Source organism: Mesorhizobium sp. M1328 (assembly GCF_040318075.1).
GTDB lineage: Bacteria > Pseudomonadota > Alphaproteobacteria > Rhizobiales > Rhizobiaceae > Mesorhizobium.
Genome location: NZ_JAMYLO010000007.1, coordinates 187,234 through 212,031 on the forward strand (window position 1 = coordinate 187,234; position 24,798 = coordinate 212,031).

Annotated in this window: 27 protein-coding genes and 1 pseudogene; 20 read left to right on the plus strand and 8 right to left on the minus strand. The window is 59.5% G+C overall.

What is annotated here, in order from left to right:
* The first annotated feature begins 85 nt into the window (after positions 1 to 85).
* The 11 genes and pseudogenes from NKH23_RS16050 to NKH23_RS16100 all read left to right on the plus strand — a co-directional run.
* Positions 86 to 739, plus strand: coding sequence for an SIS domain-containing protein (locus NKH23_RS16050; protein WP_352916538.1), 654 nt, complete (start codon positions 86 to 88; stop codon positions 737 to 739).
* Positions 736 to 2,004 (plus strand): HAD-IIIA family hydrolase, encoded by a 1,269-nt coding sequence (locus tag NKH23_RS16055; protein WP_353017104.1) that lies wholly within the window; start codon positions 736 to 738, stop codon positions 2,002 to 2,004. Before NKH23_RS16050 ends, NKH23_RS16055 begins: the two co-directional genes overlap by 4 nt.
* On the plus strand, positions 1,997 to 3,052 hold the full coding sequence (locus NKH23_RS16060) for an NAD-dependent epimerase/dehydratase family protein (RefSeq protein WP_352916541.1): 1,056 nt from the start codon (positions 1,997 to 1,999) through the stop codon (positions 3,050 to 3,052). Before NKH23_RS16055 ends, NKH23_RS16060 begins: the two co-directional genes overlap by 8 nt.
* Positions 3,009 to 4,166 carry a GHMP family kinase ATP-binding protein gene (locus NKH23_RS16065; RefSeq protein WP_352916542.1) on the plus strand — a complete coding sequence of 386 codons (1,158 nt, stop codon included), beginning with the start codon at positions 3,009 to 3,011 and terminating at the stop codon, positions 4,164 to 4,166. The genes NKH23_RS16060 and NKH23_RS16065 overlap by 44 nt, the downstream gene beginning before the upstream one ends.
* 106 nt (positions 4,167 to 4,272) lie before the next feature.
* Entirely contained in the window at positions 4,273 to 4,806 is a 534-nt protein-coding gene (gene rfbC, locus NKH23_RS16070; protein WP_352916544.1) for a dTDP-4-dehydrorhamnose 3,5-epimerase, read from the plus strand.
* 48 nt (positions 4,807 to 4,854) lie between these two features.
* Positions 4,855 to 6,192: an NAD(P)H-dependent oxidoreductase gene (locus tag NKH23_RS16075; RefSeq protein ID WP_352916546.1), complete on the plus strand. Its 1,338-nt coding sequence runs from the start codon at positions 4,855 to 4,857 to the stop codon at positions 6,190 to 6,192.
* Positions 6,193 to 6,237: 45 nt separating this feature from the next.
* The gene (locus tag NKH23_RS16080; RefSeq protein WP_353035069.1) at positions 6,238 to 7,026 is read left to right on the plus strand and encodes a phosphatase PAP2 family protein; all 789 of its coding nucleotides are present in this window, start codon (positions 6,238 to 6,240) and stop codon (positions 7,024 to 7,026) included.
* Positions 7,027 to 7,313: 287 nt separating this feature from the next.
* On the plus strand, positions 7,314 to 7,541 hold the full coding sequence (locus NKH23_RS16085; RefSeq protein ID WP_352916572.1) for an FkbM family methyltransferase: 228 nt from the start codon (positions 7,314 to 7,316) through the stop codon (positions 7,539 to 7,541).
* Positions 7,542 to 7,627: 86 nt separating this feature from the next.
* A complete protein-coding gene (locus NKH23_RS16090; RefSeq protein WP_352916548.1) occupies positions 7,628 to 7,765 on the plus strand; it encodes a hypothetical protein in 138 nt (45 codons plus the stop codon).
* Between the two features lie 237 nt (positions 7,766 to 8,002).
* Positions 8,003 to 9,073 carry a GDP-mannose 4,6-dehydratase gene (gene gmd / locus NKH23_RS16095; protein ID WP_352916550.1) on the plus strand — a complete coding sequence of 357 codons (1,071 nt, stop codon included), beginning with the start codon at positions 8,003 to 8,005 and terminating at the stop codon, positions 9,071 to 9,073.
* Positions 9,074 to 9,144: 71 nt separating this feature from the next.
* Positions 9,145 to 9,670, plus strand: a pseudogene (locus NKH23_RS16100) (NAD-dependent epimerase/dehydratase family protein); the annotation flags it as partial.
* A gap of 482 nt (positions 9,671 to 10,152) precedes the next feature.
* Here NKH23_RS16100 and NKH23_RS16105 read toward each other — a convergent pair.
* The 4 genes from NKH23_RS16105 to NKH23_RS16120 all read right to left on the minus strand — a co-directional run bounded on the left by NKH23_RS16105 (position 10,153) and on the right by NKH23_RS16120 (position 14,823).
* Complete coding sequence (locus NKH23_RS16105) at positions 10,153 to 11,280, minus strand: LacI family DNA-binding transcriptional regulator (RefSeq protein ID WP_352916551.1); 1,128 nt, start codon at positions 11,278 to 11,280, stop codon at positions 10,153 to 10,155.
* An 88-nt stretch (positions 11,281 to 11,368) separates the two neighbouring features.
* A complete protein-coding gene (locus NKH23_RS16110; protein WP_352916553.1) occupies positions 11,369 to 12,898 on the minus strand; it encodes an amino acid ABC transporter permease/ATP-binding protein in 1,530 nt (509 codons plus the stop codon).
* 76 nt (positions 12,899 to 12,974) lie between these two features.
* Entirely contained in the window at positions 12,975 to 13,811 is an 837-nt protein-coding gene (locus NKH23_RS16115) for an ABC transporter substrate-binding protein (RefSeq protein ID WP_352916555.1), read from the minus strand.
* A 136-nt stretch (positions 13,812 to 13,947) separates the two neighbouring features.
* Complete coding sequence (locus NKH23_RS16120; protein ID WP_352916557.1) at positions 13,948 to 14,823, minus strand: PfkB family carbohydrate kinase; 876 nt, start codon at positions 14,821 to 14,823, stop codon at positions 13,948 to 13,950.
* A 102-nt stretch (positions 14,824 to 14,925) separates the two neighbouring features.
* On the opposite strand from NKH23_RS16120, the gene NKH23_RS16125 reads away from it, so the two are divergent.
* From NKH23_RS16125 to NKH23_RS16160, 8 genes are all read left to right on the plus strand, one after another.
* Positions 14,926 to 15,927 carry an SIS domain-containing protein gene (locus tag NKH23_RS16125; RefSeq protein WP_352916558.1) on the plus strand — a complete coding sequence of 334 codons (1,002 nt, stop codon included), beginning with the start codon at positions 14,926 to 14,928 and terminating at the stop codon, positions 15,925 to 15,927.
* Positions 15,928 to 15,991: 64 nt separating this feature from the next.
* A complete protein-coding gene (locus tag NKH23_RS16130) occupies positions 15,992 to 17,119 on the plus strand; it encodes an NAD(P)/FAD-dependent oxidoreductase (RefSeq protein WP_352719122.1) in 1,128 nt (375 codons plus the stop codon).
* A gap of 491 nt (positions 17,120 to 17,610) precedes the next feature.
* Positions 17,611 to 17,853, plus strand: coding sequence for a type II toxin-antitoxin system Phd/YefM family antitoxin (locus NKH23_RS16135; protein WP_352719123.1), 243 nt, complete (start codon positions 17,611 to 17,613; stop codon positions 17,851 to 17,853).
* Positions 17,834 to 18,289 (plus strand): type II toxin-antitoxin system VapC family toxin, encoded by a 456-nt coding sequence (locus NKH23_RS16140; protein WP_352719124.1) that lies wholly within the window; start codon positions 17,834 to 17,836, stop codon positions 18,287 to 18,289. The genes NKH23_RS16135 and NKH23_RS16140 overlap by 20 nt, the downstream gene beginning before the upstream one ends.
* 339 nt (positions 18,290 to 18,628) lie before the next feature.
* Positions 18,629 to 18,982 (plus strand): LacI family DNA-binding transcriptional regulator, encoded by a 354-nt coding sequence (locus NKH23_RS16145; protein WP_353035073.1) that lies wholly within the window; start codon positions 18,629 to 18,631, stop codon positions 18,980 to 18,982.
* A 5-nt stretch (positions 18,983 to 18,987) separates the two neighbouring features.
* Positions 18,988 to 19,455, plus strand: a complete 468-nt coding sequence (locus NKH23_RS16150) for a hypothetical protein (RefSeq protein ID WP_352719127.1) — start codon at positions 18,988 to 18,990, stop codon at positions 19,453 to 19,455.
* A gap of 231 nt (positions 19,456 to 19,686) precedes the next feature.
* Positions 19,687 to 19,848 carry an IS66 family transposase zinc-finger binding domain-containing protein gene (locus NKH23_RS16155; RefSeq protein WP_352719155.1) on the plus strand — a complete coding sequence of 54 codons (162 nt, stop codon included), beginning with the start codon at positions 19,687 to 19,689 and terminating at the stop codon, positions 19,846 to 19,848.
* Positions 19,849 to 20,188: 340 nt separating this feature from the next.
* Entirely contained in the window at positions 20,189 to 21,100 is a 912-nt protein-coding gene (locus NKH23_RS16160) for a thermonuclease family protein (protein WP_352719128.1), read from the plus strand.
* Positions 21,101 to 21,637: 537 nt separating this feature from the next.
* On the opposite strand, the gene NKH23_RS16165 is transcribed toward NKH23_RS16160, so the two are convergent.
* A complete protein-coding gene (locus NKH23_RS16165) occupies positions 21,638 to 22,327 on the minus strand; it encodes a phosphatase PAP2 family protein (RefSeq protein WP_352719129.1) in 690 nt (229 codons plus the stop codon).
* Between NKH23_RS16165 and NKH23_RS16170 the strand changes: the two genes are divergently transcribed.
* Positions 22,326 to 22,610 (plus strand): hypothetical protein, encoded by a 285-nt coding sequence (locus NKH23_RS16170; RefSeq protein WP_352719130.1) that lies wholly within the window; start codon positions 22,326 to 22,328, stop codon positions 22,608 to 22,610. The genes NKH23_RS16165 and NKH23_RS16170 overlap by 2 nt on opposite strands.
* Positions 22,611 to 22,719: 109 nt before the next feature.
* Here NKH23_RS16170 and NKH23_RS16175 read toward each other — a convergent pair whose 3' ends face one another.
* From NKH23_RS16175 to NKH23_RS16185, 3 genes are all read right to left on the minus strand, one after another.
* Entirely contained in the window at positions 22,720 to 23,349 is a 630-nt protein-coding gene (locus tag NKH23_RS16175; protein WP_352719131.1) for a methyltransferase family protein, read from the minus strand.
* A gap of 19 nt (positions 23,350 to 23,368) precedes the next feature.
* Positions 23,369 to 24,166 (minus strand): sterol desaturase family protein, encoded by a 798-nt coding sequence (locus tag NKH23_RS16180; protein WP_352916563.1) that lies wholly within the window; start codon positions 24,164 to 24,166, stop codon positions 23,369 to 23,371.
* 121 nt (positions 24,167 to 24,287) lie between these two features.
* Positions 24,288 to 24,794, minus strand: a complete 507-nt coding sequence (locus NKH23_RS16185) for a prepilin peptidase (RefSeq protein ID WP_352719133.1) — start codon at positions 24,792 to 24,794, stop codon at positions 24,288 to 24,290.
* Positions 24,795 to 24,798: the final 4 nt, after the last annotated feature.

Sequence of the window (24,798 nt, forward strand, 5' to 3'; positions counted from 1 at the left end):
CAGCTTCCCGTTCGGAATAGCAATTGAACTCGAAGTGCTCGCACGCTGTGATGATGGCTCACCATTGCAAGCAATCGAGGGTGGCATGACTGAGCTCGCGATCGATCTAGGGAGTAACGGGGTGTCGCAAATGTTCGCGGATGATGCCCCCTGGTTGCAGCCTAAAGAATACACGCAGAATTATCTGGCATCGCTGTGCATCGCATTGGCGCAGATCGATACGGATGCCGTGCAGGAGGCGATTCAGATGCTGCGCGCCGTACGCGATGCGGGCGGCACAGTCTTCGTCGCCGGCAACGGCGGCAGCGCAGCGACCGCCTCCCACTGGGTCAATGACCTCGGTAAGGCCACGAAACGCTCGGGAAGGCAGCCTATCCGGGTCATGGGCCTGACAGACAACGTCTCCTGGATGACGGCGCTCGGCAATGACGAAGGCTACGAGCGTATCTTTGCCGGCCAGATGGAGAACTTCGCCAAGCCAGGTGACGTGCTCATAGTGATTTCAGCCAGCGGGAACTCGCTCAATCTCGTGCGGGCAGTCGAACTCGCTCGCGAAAGGAAGGTAGCCACTATCGGCATTGTCGGTTTTGACGGCGGCACGCTTAAAGAGCTCGTCGATCAGCCAGTATGGGTGCGGTCTGAAAAAGGCACCTACGAACTCGTCGAGGACGTCCACGCCGCGATCTGTCATGCCATCACGCGATACCTCATCGCCGACCGACCGGAGCGCGGTCAATGAATATTGCCCTGCCGAGCTCTCCCTGCCTGCAAAAGGCAGATGTCGAAGGCCGCGCCTATAGCCGGCCGCGGCAGGCGGTCATCCTGGCCGGCGGGCGTGGCACGCGCATGCGGCCGATCACGCTCGATCGCCCGAAACCAATGGTGCCGGTGCTCGGCCGCCCTTTTTTGGAATACCAGATCGAACAGCTGCGGCAGGAGGGGTTCGAAAGGGTTCTTCTTCTACTCGGGTATTTGCCCCATATGGTGATGGACCATTTTGGCGACGGCAGCAGGTTCGGGCTCAGTATCGAATATGCCCTCACCCGTCCCGACGACCTCACCAGCAGCCGGGTATCCAATGCCCGTCACCTCATAGATCCGTGCTTCCTGCTGCTGTATTGCGACAATTACTGGCCGATGCGCATGGAGCGGCTGTGGCAACGCTTCTGTGCGGCCGGCAAGCCTGGAATGATCACGGTCTACAGCAACAAGGACGGCTATTCGCGCGGCAGCGTGATCCTTGATGCGAACGACAATGTGACTGTCTTCGACCGGCTCCGCACCACGCCCGGGCTGCAGGGAGTCGAGATCAGCTATGCCATACTGACCGATCTCGCACTCGAACTCCTGCCCGACGAGGACACCCTCTTCGAGGAGGCCGTCTACACGCCACTCGCGACGCAGCATCGCCTTGCCGGCTTCGTGAGCGCGCACCGCTATTACAGCGTGGGCTCGATCGAGCGTCTACCCGCGACGGAGCGCTTTATGAGGCGCGAAAAAACCATGCTCATAGATAGGGACGGCGTACTCAACTGCAGACCGCCACCGGCTCAATATGTGTGTTCATGGGACCAGTGGGAGTGGGTTCCGGGTGCAAAGCAGGCGTTGGCCCTTCTGAACGAGGCCGGCTACCGCGTAGTCATCATCTCCAACCAGGCAGGGATAGCGCGCGGAGCGATGACAGCCGCTGACCTCGAGGCGCTTCACCAGCGCATGTGCGCCGAGTGCGACGCCGTCGGCGGCAAAATCGCGGAGATCTACCACTGCCCACACGGCTGGGACGACGGCTGCGACTGCCGCAAGCCCAAACCCGGCATGCTGTATCAGGCACAGCGCGACTTTGATCTCGACCTCACACGCACACTCTTTGTCGGCGATGACGATCGTGACCGTCAAGCGGCCGAAGCCGCGGACTGCCTATATGCGCAAGTAAGCGAGCAATGCTCGCTTCTGGATCTCACCCGTCAACTCCTTTCGAAAGCGGAGCAGGGCAGACATGAATGAACCAACACGCGTTCTCGTCACCGGACACAATGGATATCTCGGTTCTGTCATGGTGCCCGTGTTGCAGGCGGCGGGCTATGAGGTGGTCGGGCTGGACATGGGATATTTTCGTGCGTGCACCCTGGGAACGGACAATACCAGTGTGCCCGAGATCACAAAGGATCTGCGCGCCATCGAATCCCCGGATCTGCAGGGCTTTGACGCGGTGATCCATCTGGCGGCACTCTCGAACGACCCGATCGGAAATCTCAACGCGGATTGGACGAGGCAGATCAATGCGGAAGGGACCGTTCGTCTTGCCACGATGGCCAAGGCGGCGGGCGTCCGGCGGTTCCTATTTTCCTCCTCTTGCATCATGTATGGCATGTCGGAAGCCGCCGTCGTCGACGAAACCGCCCCGCTGGCGCCGCAAACAGAATACGCAAAATCGAAGGCTGTTGCCGAAGAAGCGCTGCGCGCGCTGGCGGACGACCGGTTCTCGCCCGTCTATTGCCGCAACGGCACCGTCTATGGTCTCTCGCCACGAATGCGCTTCGACACCGTGCTGAACAATTTCATGGGCAGCGCCTTCACCACTGGACGTGTCGAAGTCCATAGCGATGGCACGCCATGGCGGCCCGTGGTTCATGTCCAGGATGTCGCGCGCTATTTCAAATTGATGCTGGAGGCGCCGCTACAGGACATCCACAATGAGGCGTTCAACATGGGTGTTGAAAGCCTCAATCTTCAGGTGCGCGAGATAGCGGAGATCGCCGTTGAGGCCGTCCCCGGCGCGCAGCTCACAATGACACCGAAGCCGGGCGCGGATCAAAGGACCTACAAGGCGGACTTCAGCAAGTTCTCACGGACTTTCCCGGATTTCGAGTTTCAGTGGACGGCGCGCATGCGAGCGCAGGAGCTTTACGAGGCGTTCCGCTCGATCGCACTTACATTTGAAGACTTTACCGACAAGCGCTTCACGCGGCTGCGCTGGCTCGATCACTTGCTCAAGGCGGGGATGCTCGATGATCAGCTGCGCTGGCGAACGGCACAGCCGCGTGTTGCCTAATTTTCATTCCGTCGATTTTCGAGGGCAAAATATGGAACAGCTAGACGGGACCAAAGTCGTGGAGCGCCGCTCAGGACCGGACCTTCCGACCATCATCGATCGCGCTGCACAGCGTTTACCGTCTCTCGTCCTGACGCGCACTCCTTTGCGCGTCAGTTTTGCTGGCGGCGGTACCGATCTGCCCGATTTCTACAATCTCGATTGCGGCGCGGTCTTCAGCGCAGCAGTGGACAAGTACATCTATGTCACCGTCAAGCGTCACAGCGTGATCTTTAATGAACCCATCCGCTTGAACTATTCACAGACGGAGCAGGTAAACACCATAGGGGAGATCAAGAACAACATCGCTCGCGAATGCCTGCGTTTCCTGGAGATCGAACCGCCAATTTACATCTCGACGGTCGGAGACATGCCGGCCTCGACGGGCATGGGGGGGTCGAGCTCGTTCACGGTGGGACTGCTCAACGCCCTGCATGCATTCCGGGGAGAACGTGTCACCCCGGGCCAACTGGCCGAAGAGGCATGTCACATCGAGATGGACATCCTCAAGGAACCGATTGGCAAGCAGGACCAGTATGCCGCCGCGTTCGGGGGCATGAACCTGTTCCGCTTCCAGCCGGGCGGCGCGGTAACGGTCGAGCCACAGCGGGTGCGCAATGGCGCCGTCGAACATCTCTTCAGCAACCTGATGATGTTCTGGACATCGCATCAGCGACCGGCCAGTTCCGTGCTGACAGAGCAGAAGGCGAAAACGTCAAGCAATCTCGATACGCTCAGGCGGATGCGGGACGATGCCTTCATGCTTCAGGAGATCTTTTCGGAGCCCGTCATCGACATAGAACGCTTCGGTGCCGTCCTTCACGCAGGGTGGGAGATGAAGCGGAGTTTGGCGTCCCGCGTGAGCAACGCGGAGATCAATGGCCACTACGACCTCGCCAGGGACGCAGGTGCGGAAGGCGGCAAACTGTGTGGCGCCGGCGGCGGCGGATTCCTTATGTTCGCGGTCAAGCCGGAACGCCGGGAAAGCGTAAGACGCGCACTCTCACACCTAGCCTATGTGCCTATCGGCTATGAAGTCCACGGCTCGCGCCTCTTGCATCCGGCGCAAGCCTGATGCCGTACCGCGATCGCACAAGCGGACCGCCGGCGCGAGCAACCTTCAGGAGAGATCGTCGGAGATGCGACCCCGACGTGACACTCATTTGCCTAATGGATCTACGATGCTTTTCATAAAGACCGATATTCCCGGCGCCACCCTGGTGGAACTGCAGAAATTCGAAGACGAGCGGGGCTCCTTCGCACGCGGCTGGTGTTCGCGGGAGTTTGCCGAGCAGGGGCTTCCGGATCGTGTCGTACAGATGAATATTTCATACAACAGGCACAAGCACACACTGCGCGGCTTCCATTACCAGCTGGCTCCCCATGGCGAGGACAAGATGCTTCGCTGCATCCGGGGCAGCCTGTACGACGTGCTGATCGACCTGCGGCCCCAATCGCCCACCTATAAGGAGCACCTCACGGTGGAACTTTCAGCGGCGAACCAACGAATGCTGGTGATACCGAAGGGCTGCGCGAACGCCTTTCTCACCATGGAGGACCACTCCGAGGCGACATATCTCGTCTCCGAATTCTACACACCGGCAGCCGAGCGCGGTGTTCGCTGGAACGATCCTGCCTTCGCCGTGAAGTGGCCGGTGGATGCGCCGGCACAGATTTCTGACAAGGACCGAAGCTGGCCGGATTATGACCGCTAACCTTTCGCCGCCCCGACCTTTTGGGGGAGCAGCACAGGGGAAACGCAAATGTTCATTGTCGACAGGGAGTTGGAGAGGCTCCAGGCTCAGAGGCGGCCAATTCGCGTGGGTATGGTGGGCGCCGGCTTCATGGCCCAAGGCATTGCGCTGCAGATGCTGCGATATGTCCCCGGCATGGAGCTCGTGGCGATTTCCAACAGGCACGTGGAAAAGGCGCGAGATGCCTATGCCGCTGCAGGCGAAGACGATGTGACGGAGGCGACCAGCACCAAAGCGCTTGAGGATCTCGTGGCGCGCGGTCGCCGCGCGATCACGGCGGACCCGATGCAGATTTGCGAGGCCGACGGCATCGACGTCATCGTCGAGGCGACAGGCGCGATCGAGTTCGCTGCCCACGTCACAATGCGCGCGATCCGGCACGGCAAGCATGTCGCCCTGATGAATGCCGAGCTCGACGGCACGATCGGACCGATCCTGAAAGTGTATGCCGACCGGGCAGGAGTGGTCCTCACCAATGTGGAGGGGGATCAGCCAGGTGTAATCATGAACCTCTACCGTTGGGTCAGGGGCCTGGGCATACGTCCGGTGCTTTGCGGGAACATCAAGGGCCTGCACGATCCCTACCGAAATCCGACGACCCAGGAGGGTTTTGCCAAGAAGTGGGGGATGAAGGCCCCGATGGTCACCTCCTTCGCGGACGGCACGAAGATCTCGTTCGAGAACGCCATCGTAGCCAACGCCACAGGCATGCGGGTGGCGAAGCGCGGCATGTACGGGCCTGTGGTCGAGCCTGGTAGCCCGATCCAGGGGGCGGTCGGCTGGTATCCGCTCAATCAGCTCCTCGAGGGGCCGGGGATAGTTGATTATTGTGTCGGCGCCATGCCCAACCCCGGTATCTTCGTTCTTGGCACCACAGAGGATGCCGTAGAGAAGCACTATCTCTCACTCTACAAGATGGGGCCCGGACCGCTCTACTGTTTCTATTGGCCTTATCATTTGTGTCATTTCGAGGTGCCCTCCACGGTCGCGAGAGCCGCAATATTCCGCGATGCTGCGATTGCGCCCCTGGGCGCGCCGACCGTTGATGTGGTGGCCGCCGCCAAGCGGGATCTTAGTGCCGGAGAGATCCTCGATGGCCTTGGACATTACATGACCTACGGGCTCTGCGAGAATGCGCGGACGGTGCACGCCGAGCGGCTTGTGCCGATCGGGCTCGCCGAGGGCTGCCGGCTGCTGCGCGACGTGAAGCGGGACGAGGTGCTCGGCTATGACGACATCGAGCTTCCGGTCGGGCGGTTTTGCGACGCGCTGCGCCGAGAGCAGGATCTTGCCTTCTTCGGCCGCTCTGCAGCCTCCCTGCGCCGCGAGGTTTCTGCGACCGCTTAGTTAGCGGAACTCCAGCTGTTCCGCCGACCGAACCCGAGAGTTGAGATGGCCGAACCGATGGCGCGAACTTTATCCGATTTACATTGCCTGACGCATGCTGCCGCGCTTTGCCTCCTCTTTGTGGGTACGACTTTCCTGGCCCTTAACCCGGATTGGATCGACAGGCCCCTCGCAAAGGCCGTCAACACCGTAGCGAGCAATCAGCCCTTCGCCAGCCGGCTCGCTGTCGGTGCCGTCTACCCAACAACCGAGGGCGCTATAGCTGTGTCCTTGCTTTGGTATTGCTGGTTTGCCCATGACGGGCCGGAATCGAGGGCAAGGCTAGTGAGTGGCGTCTGCGCAGCTGTCCTCGCGGCGCTCGTGGCGCATTTCCTGCAGGGCACTCTGCCGCCGACGCCAAAGCCGATTTTTGACTCCGCACTTGGGCTTCATATCCCGGATGTTCTGGGCGACGCTGCCGTTCTGCGCTCAGCGCCGTTCGCCGGCACCCCCGGGTTCCCCAGCGAGCGAGCGGTTCTTTTCGCGGGTCTAGCGATCGCCATTCTTCTCGTTCACTTCGAACTCGGACTCCTCGCCCTGGCCTGCACCTTGGTGGTAGAGCTTGCGCGAGTCTACTTGGGGCTGCATTACCCGACCAATGCTCTGGGTAGCCTCGCCTTGGCCGCGACCTTGGCATGGCTAGCACAAACGCGACCGAGCCTTGAACTCGGCGCCCTGGTTCTCCGGTGGGAGCGCGGCGCCCCACCAAGCTTCTATCTATGCAGCTTTCTGGCCTCATACGTTGTTGTTGCGTTCCAGGACTTGCGCGAACTTGCCAAAGGGCTTCTCCATTAGGAACTGGTGTGAAGCCGGCCAGCGACACGACGACCTCGAATTTATCGTGCGTGCATCTCCGGGCTGGAAGCGTCATCTTGGCCAAACAACAACAATCATGCTGAAGGGTGTTCGCAACAGCGGCGAATTACTTCAATGCAAGGCATCAAAACAAGCATCCGGCAAGCTGTATAAGGCCCCCGAGATGATACACGCAGCAATTTTTCCACGAAGATGGTTACAGGCAAGAGCATTGTCTGCAACGTGAGGCATTACTCTACTATCCTGGATATGCTCGGATTGGCACTATAGATGTGCTGAAACTCGATGCTGAGGGGGCAGAGCACGACGTTCTTCCAGGGGTGCTTGGATCTGATGTTTTACCGAGACAGATTCTCGTCGAGTTTCACCACTGGTGGCACCGCACTCCGGTGGAACAAACCTACCGAACAGTGGAAGCGATAAAGGGCCAGGGTTACACCCTGTTGCATGTTTCTCCTGCGGGCCACGAATTGTCATTTTTGCTGACGCGATAACAAACCTTACGAGAACTTTCGACAAGCCGCCGTCGGTGGCGGATCGTCGGCAACAACCCGACGCCACGCTTGCCAGGTGACCCGAGATGCAGGCCGGACGCGAACCGTTTCTCAGCCGGCATGGCCCGCGCCGCACCGGTCAGCCGACCCACATGTTCGGCATTGCCGACGGCAGCATGGCCGGCAAGCAGCTCGCGGAGAAGCGGTGGCGCAAGCGCTTGTGAACTGACGGCTCGCGGCAGGGCCCCATGCCATAGGAGCATAGGCCGAAGAAGCAGAAAGGGGACGCATGGGAAGTAGCTGTGATGGGCATTGAGCGGTGGGATTACCTCCTTTGCTGGCGTGCCTGCCACAATGACACTCTGGTCGAACAAAGCGCTTTCGCCTTTCATTAGAGGAGTGCGGAGGCGGACCGTCGGTCGACGGCGCCACCACAGCCCTCAACGATTGGATGGGACCCGATGACAGATCGCATTGCGCTCATAACTGGTGTGACCGGTCAGGACGGTGCCTACCTTGCCAGACTGCTGCTGGAGAACGATTATACTGTCCACGGACTGAAACGCAGATCCTCCTCCTTCAATACCGAACGCATCGACGACATCTACGTCGATCCGCACGAACCGAACGCACGCTTCTTGCTCCACTACGCCGACCTGACCGATGCGACCAATCTCATTCGCATCATTCAGGAGACGCGTCCTACAGAAATCTACAATCTTGCGGCCCAAAGCCATGTCCAGGTAAGCTTCGAGACGCCGGAATATACCGGCAACGCCGATGCCCTTGGTACACTCAGGCTGCTTGAAGCCATCCGCATCCTGAAGATGGAAGAGCGGGTGCGCTTTTATCAAGCATCAACCTCCGAGCTGTTCGGCAAAGTCCAGGAGGTGCCGCAGACGGAGAAGACGCCGTTCTACCCGCGCTCTCCCTATGCGGCGGCCAAACTCTATGCCTATTGGATCACGATCAATTACCGTGAAGCGTACGGAATGTTCGCTTCCAATGGCATACTGTTTAATCATGAAGGCCCCACGCGCGGCGAGACGTTTGTGACCCGCAAGATCACACGTGCGGTTGCAGGTATCGAGCGAGGCTTTCAGTCCACCCTCTATCTTGGAAATCTGGACGCGAAACGCGACTGGGGGCATGCTCGCGACTATGTGGAGGGCATGTGGCGGATTCTTCGGCACGCCGAGCCTGACGACTTCGTCCTCGCCACGGGCGAAACCCATTCGGTGCGCGAGTTCGTGGAACGTGCCTTTCGGGCAGTCGGCCGCGTCATCGTCTGGGAAGGTAAGGGGGTGAACGAGATCGGCCGGGATGGCAAGACAGGAGAGATCCTCGTCCGAGTCGACCCACGCCATTTCCGTCCGACGGAGGTCGATCTCCTGATGGGGAATCCGGCGAAAGCCCGCTCAAAGCTCGGCTGGTCGCCAAAGACGACGTTCAGCGACCTCGTGGCGGAAATGGTGGCCGCCGATCTGAAACGTCTGGAGCGAGAGAGCTGGCACAGGGACAGTAGCGTCTAGAAAGGGCCACCGGTCATGGACTACCTTATCGGCTCGACGCAAAACGGATATTTGTGGCTGGCCAACGCGGCATGTCAGCCCGGGTGTGGCGCGCGACTGGAGGAGGAAACCTGCGAGGTCCTAATGGCTCCGCGCGACGCTCTCGACCTTCGAAGTCTGGACGCCGTGCATCGCTGGATGACAGAACCAGGCCCGACGCCGTGGTCGGAGCAGCCGCAAAGGTCGGCGGGATTCTCGCCAACGATCGCTATCCGGCCGATTTCCTGCCCAACAACTTGCTGATCGAAACGAATGTCATCCACGCCACGTTCCGGTGTGATGTCGACAGACTGGGTTCTTGGGCTCATCCTGCATCTACCCGAAGCTGGCGCCACAGCCGATTCCGGAAGACGCGCTTCTCACGGGCCCCTTGGAACCCACCAACGAGTGGTACGCTATCGCCAAGATCGCCGGTCTCAAGCTGTGTCAGGCCTACCGCCGCCAGTACGGTGCTGATTATGTTCGGCAATGCCCTGTAACCTATACGGTCCAGGCGACAACTTCGACCCGGAGAATAGCCACGTTGTCCCCGCACTTATGCGCACGACCCACGACGCGGTCCCGATCAACTATGACTGGGCCGGCCCGATCCACTGCGTGCCCGAGCATGTCCCCATCTTCGATCACCTGCGCGGTCATCGCAACATTTTCTGTGGCATGGGCTTCAAAGGAACCGGCATTGCGCCTGTAGCTTTGTCGGCATCGACCGGCGGCTGGCATTAGCTCCAGAGCCGTTCCGCTATTTCGGGGTCAGGCTTGTGCGCAGCGCAATCCGGCGCAAGAACGACTTCGAGATTCGCAATCGGAACCCGGATGCGCTCACCCGTTCTCTGCGCAGCTCACGCCGGGGGCATCGCAGGCAATAATGGTCCTACCCAGCAGTCCGCGTGGGCTGTCATTCAGCCGAGCCGAGCCGCAAATGGCCGATGGCGTGTAGGCAAGCGAAGAAACATACGGCAGGTCAATATCCCTGCATGGCATCGACCTCGATATAGAGAGGCGCTGCAATTCAGCCCCAGCTATAGACCGTTGCGGCCAGGTCAGACGGCCTCGCGATTGAGATGAACCGCAATTGAATTACGCTCCACCAAGCGGGCCGCGAGAACACGGTGTTCGAAAGGTGCGGCGTCCCCAGCCAGCCTCTTCAAGAGAAGCTCTGCTGCCGTCGCTCCGATCAGATGCGCCGGCTGCGCGATGGCTGTGATACCTTGGGCCACGAATTGCATCCAGTCGAGATCGTCGAAGCAAAGCAGCGAAACGTCTCCTGGAATCGCAAGCTTCAATGCGGAAATCGCCTCCAGAACTCCTGTCGACATCACACCATCGGCGGTAAACAGAGCGGACGGTGCATTGCGCATTGTCAGCAGATCGAGCGCCTCCTTGCGGGCTGCCTCGCTGGAATAGACCGCCACGCGGCGGATCAACTGCGGATCCGGCGAAATGCCCGCGGCGCGATGGGCTTCGAGATAACCCAACAACCGTTGCCAGCTTGGATGATGGTAGCGAACGTCGGAGCTGGAGAGATCAGCGTTTGCCACAAAGGAGCCAACATCATCGCGTTGGTCCGGCCCGAGTTCCGCCAATATTCCGATGCGGCTGTGTCCGGCGGCGATGATCGCCGCGATGCTGTTACGCGTTACAGAAACGTTGTCGACCACGACCGAATCGGTTTGCATGCCCGCCACGATGCGGTCGAACTGCACGACGGGACAGCGGGCCGCGACTGCTTCACGAAGATGATCCGGCTCGTCCAAGAAGGTCGATGAGACGACTAAACCATCGACCTGCTTTTCCAACAGCAACTGCACCGCCTCTCGCTCGAGTTCGGAATTTTCGTCACTATTCGTAACGATAACCCCAAAGCCGCCACGGCGCGCGACGTCCCCTATTCCACGCAGCACGCTTGCATAGAATGGGCTTTCGATGTCGCCCACGACAACTCCGATAGTCTGCGTCTTACCGGTGATCAGACCTTTGGCCAGGCGATTGGGGCGATAACCCAGCGCAGCTGCTGCGGCGCGCACCTTCTCCTGGACCTCAGGGCTGCTGTAGCCGTAGTCACCAAGAACGCGCCCAGCCGTGGCAGAGCTCACTCCAGCCCGGCGAGCGACTTCGATGATAGTTGCGTTTTTGGATCTTTGAGTCACCCAGCAAGTCCCGCCGACCATGCAACGTCGTGGCGACGAACTAGCGGCAGTTAGGCACGCCCCGCAAGGCCGAACACCGCAGCACCCGCCGTTGCGCACACCATTTGAATCACAGCACCTCCGACAGAAAGCGCCGAAGACGCGGGCTCCGCGGATTGTCGAAAAGGTCGTCCGGTCGCCCTGCCTCGACGATCCGCCCCTCGTCCATGAATACGACCTGGTTCGCGACCTTGCGGGCGAAATTCATCTCGTGTGTTACGACCACCATCGTCATACCGCCCCGACCGAGATCGGCCATCAAGTTCAGGACGCCTTTGACCAATTCCGGATCGAGCGCGCTGGTGACTTCGTCGAACAGCATAATTTCGGGTTCGAGGGCGAGCGCACGCGCGATGGCCACCCGCTGCTGTTGCCCGCCCGAGAGATTGGCCGGCCGATGGTCTTTGCGCTCCAGCAGTCCGACTTCATGCAGCCTGGCAAAGGCCGCGCCCTCAGCCTCCTCGCGCGACATGCGTTTAACTTTGCGCAGCGCCAGAGTGATGTTGGCGAGCGCGCTGCGGTCGGGAAACAGATTGAACTGCTGGAAAACCATGCCGACGCGCCGCCGGAGCTGGTCAGGGGTCTGTTTGTAGATGCTTTCGCCATCGAGCAGAATGTCACCGGCTCGACACTCTACTAGGCGGTTGAGGCAACGCAGCAAGGTGGACTTGCCCGAGCCGGACGGACCGATGAGGCAGGTGACGGTCCCGGGTTGCACTTTCAGACTGACGTCATGGAGCACCTGGACGGCGCCGTAGGCCATGTCGATATTCTTCACCTCGATGCCCCCACCCTTGAAGCGAATGGGCTGTGCTGCGGGCGACGTCGCTGCGCCCGGCACGACGGCTTCGGCAAGCTCGGCGACTTCCTTGAGGCCACTCTGCACGGCGGTGATTCGTTTGCCGACACGCATGCGCGCATCGATGTAGTTGACGAGATGGGTCAGCGGCACCGTGATCACGAGATAGAACACGCCAGCCAGCAAGAGCGGCGACAAGTTGCCGGTCAGCACAGCCTGGTCTTGGCCGACGCGGAACAGTTCGCGTTCGGAGGCGAGCAGACCAAGGAAATAGACCAGGCTGGAGTCTTTGACATTGCCGATGAACTGGTTGACCAGTGCAGGCAGGACGCGACGGATGCCTTGCGGGATCACCACAAGGCGCATGCCTTGGCCATATGTCATGCCGAGAGTGCGCGTGGCGTCGATCTGACCACGCTCGATGCTCTGAATGCCGGCGCGGAAAATCTCCCCGATGTAGGCACCGGCGATCAGGCTGAGCGCCAGAATGCCCAGCGGATAAGGCGATGGACCGAACAGATCTCGGCCCAACCGCGCGAAGCCTTGGCCAATGATCAGGATTGTGACAATGGCAGGAAGCCCGCGGAAGATATCGGTGTAGACTCGGGCAAGGAGTTTCAGCGGCTGGTTCTCGGAAATCCCCATCACGGCGAGTACGATACCGATCAGCGTCCCGAAAAACGTCGAGGCAAGGGCCAGGATCAGGGTGTTCTTGAGGCCGACCATCACCATGTTCGGCAGAACTTCTGCCATCGCCTGGAAATCCAGGAAGCTGCGGGCGAAGGTGTCGAACCAGCTCATATCAAGTCCATCTACAACTCGGCCGGGCACCGTTGCTCACGGGTCCGGCCGGAAACGATAACAAATACGCGCGAATTTACTTCTTGGGCAGATATTGATCCGGCATCGGAGTGCCCGGGAACCACTTCTCGTGCAGCCGTTTCCAGGTGCCATCGTCCATGGCCTCGCGCAGGGCCTTGTTGAGCGCCTCGCGGAAGGCATCGTTGCCTTTCTTGACCACGAACCCGGCCGGCGCATCGAAGGACGGCACATTCATGGTTATCTTCAGGTTCTTATAGCGCTCCACATACTGCTTGGCCGACTCATAGTCAGTGAAATGGCCATCGATCGTTCCGTTGTTCAGCGCCGCCACCGCAGTGTTGTTGTCGGGGAATTTGACGATGTCGCCCTTCAGATTCTTCTCTGCATAGATCTCCTGCAGCGTCCCCTGGATCACGCCGATGCGCTTTCCCGCGGTGCTCTCATTGCTCGTCAGAGCCGGATCAGCCGCAATGATAGACAGATAGCCGGCGAGATAGCCGTCGCCAAAATCCACGGTCTTCTTGCGCTCCGCTGTCGTGCCAATGGCGGCGACAGCGACGTCGAAGCGACCGTTGGCGACAGACGGCAGGAGCGCCGAGAATTCCTGGCCGGTGAAAACGACCTGCTCCTCCTTGAACCCGAGCCGGCGCGCCACGTCCCGGAAGAGTTCAGCGTCGAAGCCGGTGAAGTTGCCGTTGGCGTCGGTGAAGACATAGGGTTTCGCATCGCCCATGGTTCCGACGCTGATCACCGTCGGGTCGATGAGGTTGTAAGGGTTGTCGGCCGCTTTTGCCTGCGTTGATGCGGCCAACGTGCCAAGTCCTGTCACCAGGGCGATCGTCAGCGCCAGACCGCATTTCACCAGTTGGCGCCTGCTTGAATTCGTTTGCATGTCTTCTCCTCTTAAGATTGGCCGAACTCGGCCTGCGATCCCACTCGACGTCTAATCCATCAAAACGCTCTTGGGCGGCGTTCAGTTAGATGAATGAGAACGTTATCACTTCGTCTAGCATTGTCCGTTTCTCGCGTCAATTGGTCGGGAGAATTTCGCAGCTAGACTGGTTTCCTGTTCCGCGGAGGATCTCCGCCGTAATCTTTCCAATATCGATTGCTGCCGCATGGCCGATCGCGCCGTGGTACTGACAGGTAGCAGCCGCCGCCTCTGCGGCATCGCGGAGAATATTCTGAGGCGCCTCTTCCTTAAGCAGGCCGAATAGCGTTCTGGCGATGAAGGTGTCGCCCGCGCCCAGGGTATCGACGGGTTCGACCAGCTGCGCCGGGGTGCGGTAGGAGACGGTGTCGCTGTGAAGCACGGCGCCGGCTCGACCACGAGTCACCAAAACCCACCTTGAACCACATGCAAGAAGTTCGGATGCGATTGCAGCCAATTCATTGTCGTCGAGACCGTCACCCGAGACGGAGGCCAGATAGCAATGAGGCCCAATCTCGAGTCGATGTCCCGGGTCCCGCCGCGTTGAAAAATCGTAAGATAACAGTGATTTACTCGATACCGCAGCAACCCATGGGTCTAACCCGCTGGATTGGCCAATGTGAACGGCCTCAAAGCCCGAGAGAAAATGCAGATCTTCTTGCGTCGGCGTGAACATCGAGACGCCGAGGTCGAAGTCCAGGAAGATCCGATCGGCGTTTCGGTGACCTATGAGGCAATAGGCGGTCGGCCCTTCAAGGCGCCGCAATCGGGTGACGTCCACGCGCTCGGACTTGAGTGCGGCGTGGATCAAGTCCCCTGCCCGGTCTTTGCCGATCGCTCCAACATACGCCGACTGCCCGCCGAAGCGGCTGACATAGACCGAGACATTGAGGCAATTTCCGCCAGGATACATCTCGCCGCGAGCGAGATAACAATCGACCACGTTGTCGCCCATCGCGGCAATCTTGACCATCGCAGGACTTTCAGTTTAAAGGACATGAGAACGTTCGCACAATGGCCTGCCATTTGTCAATTGTGCGCCGGCCCAAGCTCTATCATCGAGAAGAGGAACCTCATGATTTCCGCCCTTCCCGCCGACGTAGAACGCACCCTGACCGCTACGGCGGGCAGGCAGTTTTCGCACCTGTTTCTCGTGGCGTGCGGCGGCTCGCTCTCGATCATGATGGCAGGCAAATACTTCGTCGACCGTCACAGCGGCACATTCGCCTGCGACATCTACAACGCGGATGAGTTCGTCTGCCGAGACCCGCGACGGTTGGGACCTGGCACGCTCGTTGTCCTTTGCTCGCAGACCGGAACCACCAAGGAGACCGTCCGAGCGGCCAATCACGCAAGAAATCGAGGCGCAACGACAATCGGCATGACCCTAGACCAGGTATCGCCCCTCGCGCGCGCCGTCGACCACCCTGTGGCGTACCAGGCCTCCTACACGACGGGCAAACCGATCGATGCAGCCCGCAGCAATTACGGCGTGCTCTACACGTTGCTGGCCGGCCTAATCGATGCTCGGGAGAATGCTGGGCTGACCACCGATCTGCTGATGAGCCTGAACCATCTTCAGCCAGCGATCGAACGTGCGCACCGGACCTATGCCGACCAGTTTCACGCCTTCGCACCCCGTTTCGCGCCGCGCAAAGCGATCTACACACTGGCCGGCGGTGCCAGCTATGGTGCGGCCTATTCGTACGCCATCTGCGTGTTGATGGAGATGCAGTGGTTCGACTCGCAAGCCATACACGCCAACGAATTCTTTCACGGCCCATTTGAGGTGGTGGACCGGGACGCTTGCTTCGTGGTCTTGCTGGGTTTGGACGAAACGCGGAGCCTTTCCGAACGCGCCCGCGATTTCCTTTTCAAGTACGGCAGCCGGGAAAACATCCTGGTGCTCGATGGAGCGGAACTCGACCTCAGCGGTATGTCCGAACACATCAAACCCTATCTCGTGCCCTTGGTCTTCTTCGACAGTCTATGGCGTTTTGCCTACGAGCTGGCCAGTCTGCGCGGCCGGCCAATGCTTGAGGGCCGGCGCTACATGAACAAGCTCACCGACTATTAGTTCCGCCGCACTCTGCAGCGATCCAACAACCCCCAGCCCGTCTTCTGCGAAGAAGGATTTCTCTATGACTGCATCCCCAAAGCCGCGCCATGTCGTTGTTATCGGCGCGGGCATCTTCGGCATCTCTTCTGCGTTGCACCTTGCTCGTCTTGGCGTTGATGTAACCATTGTCAACGACGGCGCGCCGGCCAACGGTGCATCCGGCCGTTCACTTTCCTGGCTGAACTCAGCGCGACGTGCCGACACTGCCTACCACCGATTGAGGCTTGCAGGCATCGACCGTTATCGGACCCTGGCCGCCACAAGGCCGGAAACGGCGTCGTGGCTTCGCTTTGACGGCGGCCTCACCTGGGATGCGGATGATGAATCGAACCAGATCGCGTCCGTCTGCCAGTTGGAGCAGGATATTGGTTATGACGCGCTTCTGCTCGGCCCTGCCGAAGTCGGTGCAGTGACGCCCGGCGTCAACGCCAGCGCAATCACCCCGCAGGGTGCCATCTTCAATCCTGGCGAAGGATGGGTTGACCTGCCCTCTTTGATCGATCTGCTGCTCAATGAGTTCCGCTCCCGCGGCGGCAAGCTTGTTCGGGACGCTGGGCGCGTGAGGATAAATGCCACAGGTGGTCGCGCGCGTGGCGTCGTCGCTGTCGATGGTGTGCCGGTAAAGGCGGATGCAGTGATCCTTTGCGTTGGGCCAGCGACGCCTGTCATGCTTGCGGAGCTCGGAGTCCATATCCCCGACGCTACGCCGATTTCACTCCTCTTGAAAACCAAGCCGATCAAGACCGAGCTCCGTGCCGTGCTGAATACGCCGCGCGTGGCGGTGCGTCCGACGCCGGATGGCGCACTTGTTTTGGATTCGGCATGGTCGGAGGATGAAGTCGTGGTCAACTCGGACGGCACCTACACCGTGCACGACAAGACCAAAAAAGGACTGCTCGACGAGGCCAGCGCCGTGCTCGAGGGCAATCCGCGGCTCGAACTCGCTACCTATGCAGTTGGCCCGAAGCCTATCCCTGGCGACGGCGAGCCAGTGCTCGGCTCCGTCGAGACCGTCGCCGGGCTTCACGTCGCCTTTAGCCACAGCGGCGCCACGCTTGGATTGATCGTCGGCGAATTGCTTGCCAAAGAAATCGCCTCAGGCAATCCGCATCCCATGCTCGCAACGTTCCGCCCTAGTCGTTTCAGCTGAAAGGGCAATTGGGGCAAGGCCGAACCGTCCAGATGGGCCGCGGGCCTGGAAGAGATGGGTGACAGGATCGCGTGATTAGGTTGTCGTCTTACGGCAACAGACACGGCGACGAGTGTCGGCGCTGCGCGTCCAAGCGCGACACGCCCAACGATGAATGCCCCGCAAACTATGGTCAGATAGCCACTCGCGATCCACTGGAGTGCGCTGACCGCGACAAGTTGCAAGCCTCCGCATCTGCGAAAACCAGATAACCGCGCACGATCAGAAGCCCCGTTCCACCAGAACGAACAATTTCACCTTGTTGAGAGACGGCCCGCCTTGCGGCGTGCGAGGGGTCGGCAGTGTCCAGGCCTAGTGACTTGACCAAGCCTTGACCAAGCGTCAGCATTGCGCCTATTGTCGCGTACAGCGATTGTCGGGCAATCCACACTCAGCTCAACGGCAATGAACACGGCTCGCCGCGAGGGCCCCGACGCGTACAAGGACAGGAAATGCCCATCACGGTGAAAGTTGGCGAGGCCAAGACGCATCTCTCGGAACTGCTTTCAAGGGTCGAAGCCGGCGAGGAGGTGATTATTTCGCGCGGCAACGATCCCATCGCTAAACTGTCGCGGATACAACGGCGCAACGATGTCGAAGCCGTGATCGAAGAGATCAGCGCTGCCCGCGCCCGCGCCAGGCCCGTGACGCAGGACGAAATTCGGGCCTGGCGCGATGAAGGGCGCCGCGCTTGATGGCGATCATCGTCTGATGCCTTTCGTTGTCGACCTTTCCATGGCGGCTGCCTGGATTCTTCCTGATGAAGACAGCGAGGCGGCGGCCGCCCTGATGCGACGATTGCCGGGAACAACGGCGCCTGTCCCTTCCCTGTTCTGGCACGAGGCGCGGAACGTCGTACTGATTGCCGAGCGGCGTGGCCGCATCGCGGCGGGCGAAGCTGCCACCACCATGGCACGGCTGCGCCGATTGCCGCTGGAGGACGCGGGCGGCGGGTCGGACGGCGCGGTGCTGACGCTAGCGGCTTCGCACGGGCTCAGCGCCTATGACGCCGCCTATCTTGCGCTGGCAATCGAAACCGAGTTGCCGCTGGCCACCCTCGATCGCAAGCTCGCACTTGCCGCGCGCCGCCAGGGAGTCCGAATTCTCGGGCCGCTCGCGAATGGAAACTGACCTCTTCGCTCGACCACCTGCCTATGTTGTTCGACGTGCCGAAGCCTTCGCGGCTCTCGATTCCGTGCTGCCCTTGGACCGCCGCGATTTTCTGGCCGAACTTTGACCGACAACGACCTGGCAACCTGCGCCATCTGGCCAGGAAGGCATTTTGTGCCCAGAGGGCGCTTGACCGCCGGTCGGCCCGAAACACGGTTAGGATCCTATTTGCGGAAAGAAACGGGCACAAGCGGCCTTGGCAGTTCGACAACCCGCCGATATGCGGGACAAGGGTGGCTGCAATGCTGGGGCCCAAAATGCTCCTGGCATGCCGCCCAGGTCGCCGGAGGACCGATAGCATTGACGCAGAAGGGGATCACTCTGAAAGAGGTGGCCGCCGCGGCAAACGTATCGCGGGCGACGGCTGCGCGGGCGCTCAACAGTTATGGTTACGTCGGCGACGAGACCGCGCTTCGCGCGGTCGAGGCAGCCGACAGGTTGGGCTATCGGGCCAAACGCGTCGCGCAGGCGCTGCGCAGCGGGCAATTGCCTCTCGTCGGCTTAACTGCCCCATATCGGCGAAAGACTTTGGGAAGAGTGAACGCCGCCGGTGTCTACGACTGCGACAGCTTGTCGATGCTAGGTCGCGTTGGCAAAAAATTTGCGACCAGGATCCGGCAAGGTATGGACGATATATTACGCGACCCTAATTAAACACTATGAGCCGTTTGCTGCTTAGCTTCGTCTCGTTGTTGTTTTCCACCACGCTTCTTTATGCGCAAGAGTGGCAGCCCTTCGGCGTCAAGCAGTTTGGCTTTGTATTCGATGTGCCCCCTGGCTTTGTTCTGACTCAGCGTTCCGATCAGGGGGCAGCTTTTCAGGGCAAAAACGGGGCCTTTCTTGCTGTTTGGGGCGCAAGGCTCGGAAAGGCCAGTTTCCGCGCCGAGATAGAGCATCGAATCGTCGAGGACGAAAAGGCGGGCTGGAAAGTGACCTATCGGCGCGTTAAGCCGACTTGGGCCAGTTATTCCGGCCTCAGGGACGGGCAAATCCGCTATGTACGCATCATTGCGATCTGCAATGACCGTGCGGCGCTCTTTACAATGAACTACAGCAGATCCGAAAAAATCCCGTACGATCCCGTCGTGCTGCGAATGGTGCGATCCCTAAGGGCGGAAGGCTGCTAAAGCCAGATCACGCTGTAGAAATATGGCATCTGCAGGGTGAAAGCGAGAGTGGGCCCCGAACCCGATCAACTGGCTCTCGCCCTGGAAGGCCTCGACGGCGATATTGCCCGCGGCGGGAGAGGCGAGCCAGCGTCGAGAGGTCGCCGTCCGAGCGACCGTCCGATCGTAAGACGCTGCCCGATCATCTTCCGCGCGAGAATGTTTTGCTCGACATCGGCGCACGGTCTGCACATGCTGGGGCGGCGCACCAGGGGTGAGAGCGTCAGCAACACGCTCGACTGGGTTCCGGCGCAGCTTTGCGTGGTCCGCATCACGCGACCCAAATGCGCGTGCCGTATCCGCTCACGGTCGAACCTATTCTGGATTCGACAACAAAAGTCAAATAGCGCATAATTTCGCCTAGAGTTGAGGAATTCATTCATGCGTGTGGGTGAATTTTCGTGCGAGTTGTCCGCAGTGCTTTTCTCGGGCTGCACGCCCGACTACTTGAATCACTACGATACGGTGACGCTCGCGGCGGCGATGCGTACCACCCCAATATGCTTTTACAGACCGTTGACCCGTTCAATCCGAACAGCAACAATATATCGAAGGCGGCGGCGCGCGCCGCTGCGATCGTCAATCAATTTTGTAGGCGTTTTCGGTCGCCCCGACGCAGCCATCGCGGCGCGGCGGCGGTGATTTGGACTCGGAGGCGGCAAGGGAAACAATCCGGTCGTGGCCGGTCTGGTAAATGTCACTGGCAGTGATTCCAACAGGCCCGACCGCGATCACGATGGCGTTGGGTGCGAGTGAAACGGTCTTGGACAGGTCTCGGTACGACAATCGCTCCGATCAATGGCGCCGGCGCACTGGAGCAAAGCTCCGGCGTGCCCGCCAACTGGCGGGCGTTCCGAAGCGGCTCGTCTTAGTGACGGTAGCCGCCCTGGCCGCCTTGATCACGCAGTTCGTCCTCCAGCACAGCGATCGCCTCCCCGAGACCAACCTCTCCAACTCGATCGGACCTACGACGGCCCCGATCGCCGGGGTAGCTTCGGTCATCGACGGCGACACGATCGAGATCCATGGCCACCTTATCCGATTTAATGGCATAGACGCGCCCGAGAGCCAGCAATATTGCCATGACGCCAAAGGCTTCGAATATGCATGCGGCCGTCGCTCCGCTGAAGCGCTGGACGGCTTCCTCTCGTCGTCAAAGCCGGTCCAATGCACGTTTGTGAGTTGGGATCGCTTTGGCCGTTATGTTGGCAGCTGTGCGCGTGCTGACGGCTCTGACGTTGCCGGTTGGCAGGTCGAGAACGGCCAGGCGCTTGACTGGCCTCGCTACAGCCACGGTGCCTATGCAGGACTGCAGGCGAATGCCCAAGCGGCGAAGCTCGGCCTGTGGGCCGGAACATTTCAGAAGCCGTGGGATTGGCGAGCACAGCATACAGCCACAGAACAGCAAACCAGCGCGCCCGTTTTCGCGCTTGGCAATTCCGGCTGCAACATCAAAGGCAATATCTCAGCGGACGGCGAGCGCATCTATCATCTGCCTGGGCAGAAGTTTTACACCGTAACCAAGATTTCCAAAGCGAGGGGCGAGAAGTGGTTTTGCTCCGAAGCCGAAGCTCGTGCCGCCGGATGGCGAAGATCAAAGCGATAACGAAAGCTTGGCGGATGAGTTTTCTCCCCGTTTCGTTGATCGCAATCCTATTTCGGCGCGACCGCCAACAATGACTGGCCATCTTGCTCGCAGCTCGCACCCATGACTATCGAGAAACGCCTCCTTGAACAGGTCAAGGATAAAACTCTGTGCGCAAAGCATCGGGATGGCGGAAACGTCTACGTCGCAGACTTGTTTTGTGCTGGGCGCTGCCAAGCGCGTTCCCAGCACTTGCGACCGGATTCAGGCGTTGAAGGCAGAACCAGAGAAGACACCGGAGCAAAAATTATCCAAACGGGGTCTGCGGGGTTGGGCGCCGCCTGAAGGACGTCGGCCAGCCATCAGGTATTTCGACGCGTCACGCTCATTCCATGTTGATTTGGCGATAAAGCATGGTCGAAACCGCGGCGGATGATGACTGGGGATACCGGAGCACGTCGGCAGCAAACGTTTCGGGCCAACGCCAGCTCTCTGCGGCCCCCTTTGTGCCTCGCCGCCGCGGCGTCATTGCCAGGCAGCCGGAGGGCAACGCCCCGCTCAGCGGCCCGCGTCCGATCCCGCGGCTGATCTCGCAACGCCGTCGGCCTTTCCGGGCACATAGCTAGGAATCTTGACTACAATGATGGAGAGAATGCCGATGATTGTGCCGGCGATCACATCTATCAAATGATGACCGCCTTCCGGCAGCGTGGCCACAATCATGGCGGCATTCACCAGGGCCAACACGACAAAAAGTGGCCGGATGGTCCGCGCGGCATAGACCACTGCCAATCCAAGTGCCGTGTGGAACGACGGGAACGTGACGAGCCCTGTGCCTTTAGTCATAATTAGATCAAACGGCTCGCCTGATCGCAGCGCCATAAGCACATTATGGTGCCACATTCCGGCATCAGTGGTGAAGTTCGAAAATAGCCCGGGCGCCGGCTTGAAATAGGCATAAGCGCCTTCTGCTGGCGCCAAAGCCATTAATGCGCCCGTGAAGACCGAGGCAACTGCTAGAAGAGCGACAAACTCCAGTGCTCGTTCTCGTTGGTTTCTCACCGCGTGGACTAACAAAACGAGCGGCATTTGAAACGCCAGCGCGTGATAAGCAAAAACCAGGACGGATGCTGTAGTCGGGTGGTTGGTCGTGGCAAGGAACCACTGCCAGTCGAAACCGAGGCCGGAATCGATAGAAGCTAGAACCGGGTCCGCCAGCGGCCTTGAGGTGGCCGACGCCAGATACATGAAGACAGTGGTTGAAATGGCGAGCGGAATGAATGCTGCTGCGGAAACGACTACGATTCTCAAGCAGCCACAAAGATATTTGATTACGCTGGCGATTGGGCTTGTGTCAGATCTCAATCTATGGAGCGCAATTGCGGATGCCATCCAAGATGCGCTGAGTACAAGGGCCACCTTGCTTAGGTCAATCCAGTTGCTCGGTGAAAAATCGACTGTAGAAAATGGCAACCAAAAAATGTCAATCAGCCCGAAAAGAGCTGTGACCAAGGCAATAATTACTAAGTGAGTTCGAGTTACAACACCCAGGTCAGCGAATGAAGCATTCCTAAGGGCGCCGTGCAAGATCACCAGGCACGCCCTTACATCCGTAGACTGCCGATGAGCGTGGGGCACAGTCACTGCCACCAACACAATGAGGATAAAGATGGAATGAGCATTGGCGTGGTCTGCCCATAGGCTTTGTATTCGGGGAACGCTGCTCGCAAGACCCTCTCCTCGTTCACTAGCCGCCGATATTGGAAAGCGAGAGCAATGGCGCAGATTGCGACGGTCGCCCATGTCGCATTGCCGAGAAGAATGCCGAGCAGGACGATCGCTTCGCAGACGTAGAGCGGGTGGCGCACGATCTGGTAAGGGCCTGCCGTGACGAGCCGTCTGGCCTGCGCAGTGATGCTGAAGGATCTGCCGAGCCACCACAGGCACAAGATGCAAAGAGCGAAACCAACTATGGTGGTCAGGTCCGCAACAAACTCGATCTGCGGAGCTGCCTGGATGCGAGGGACCGCGATCAAAGTTGCAGTGGCAAAGCATCCGATGAGCGCAGAGATGCGAGGTTCAATTCCGTGCGCTGTTCCCAAGGGCGGAAGACGCGCCACTGTCATCACAATGACGAGCAGGAGAAAGCCGAGAGCGGCGACATCTGCGGTGAGATCGATAATCCACGCAACTGTCCATTCTGCGCGGGCAAGAGCTACCAAAAATGTTGCGGCTTTCAAAGTCGCACAGACCGTGAAGTAAAGCGTCATCGCTGCACGCCCGATGAAATCACGTATCTCTGGTGGAGGGAGCTTCATTGATTCTGGCCTTCGGGATCACTGGATAGACGAGTTGCTCGACGTAAGTTGATGGAATCGGATCATCGACGCCATAGCGCTCCGGGACAGCGTTACCGGGCAGGTACATCGTTCCGAGGAGCGCATCGATCAATGAAAGTTGACCCGCGAAGTTCTTGTCGTATGCGGCGCGCTCGTGAGCGTGATGCCAATGATGGAACTGGGGTGACGCGATCAACCACCGAAGCGGGCCGATGTTCAGCCTGACGTTGGCGTGTAGCAAAAGTCCGTGGACGTGAAAAATTATTGCAAACAGGGCGATCGCCGAGTTGCTGAAACCCAGTAGATATACAGGCACGAGTGACGCGCTCTTTGTCAGAGCCTGATCAACAGGGTGAACCCTGTGCGCTGCCAACCAGTCCAGTTCTTCAATGCTGTGATGAATCGAATGGAAGCGCCACAAAAAGGGAACGGCGTGAAAGGTGCGGTGGGCCAGGTAAAAGCCCATGTCCGCAATGACAATGATCTCCGACACCTGGAGCCAAACAGGCTGCGACGATACTGCGCTGCCGACATAGGCCGGCACCAGCCGCCCCACCGTACTCGTTGCTAGCGTGATAGCCGCGATCAGGCCAAGGCTTATCGGGATCCCATTAAACAGCGCATAGATGAGATCGTTGAAGAAGGCTTTCCTGAATATCTTTTGATGGGGGCGCAGAGCGAACAGGTATTCGATCGGAACGAAGATCAGAACCGCAATCAAGAGCGCTTTGATATTCAGAATGTCCATACGGCGTCCCGCCGGCAAGACGTAATCCAAGCACTTCGCCAATTTGAGCGCAAGCTAATGGTTTTTCACAGCTTGATTGAAAGTTAGTTTGCGCGCCAAACATGTCAGACTGAGAGCCCGCCTAGAACCGTGCGTTGCCATAAATCTGAAGCCCTAGCGTGCAGATAGCAGCGATCGAGATCGGCACGCCGAAGGGGACGATGCCATTGCGACCCAGATGCTGAACGTAGAGGCGGAAGGCGCCTTCGGGCAGCATGAAGGGGTTCTTCACGACTAACGCAGTCGCAAGCGCGAAGACCAGCAACAGCACGGAAAGCACCAGGAGCCCGCTGCCGCCGATCAGAAACGAAACCACCGCCATCAGCTTGACATCGCCGGCGCCCACCTTGCGCATGGCCCAGAATGGGAAAAGCGCAACGAACAGCAGAAGTGCGGCAAGCGCGCTCAGGCCCATGTCCCACCACGACCCGGTCAGGATCGACATAAACTGCAGCGAACCCAGCCCAAGACACAAAAGCAGCAGCACGTCGCGGTTAGATATTTTTTGGGTCGTGAAGTCGAGCCATGCAATCCTTGCCAGCAAAGAAACCGCTAGCCCCTTCATCAGCAGCGCTCCGGCAAGCAACATGCTA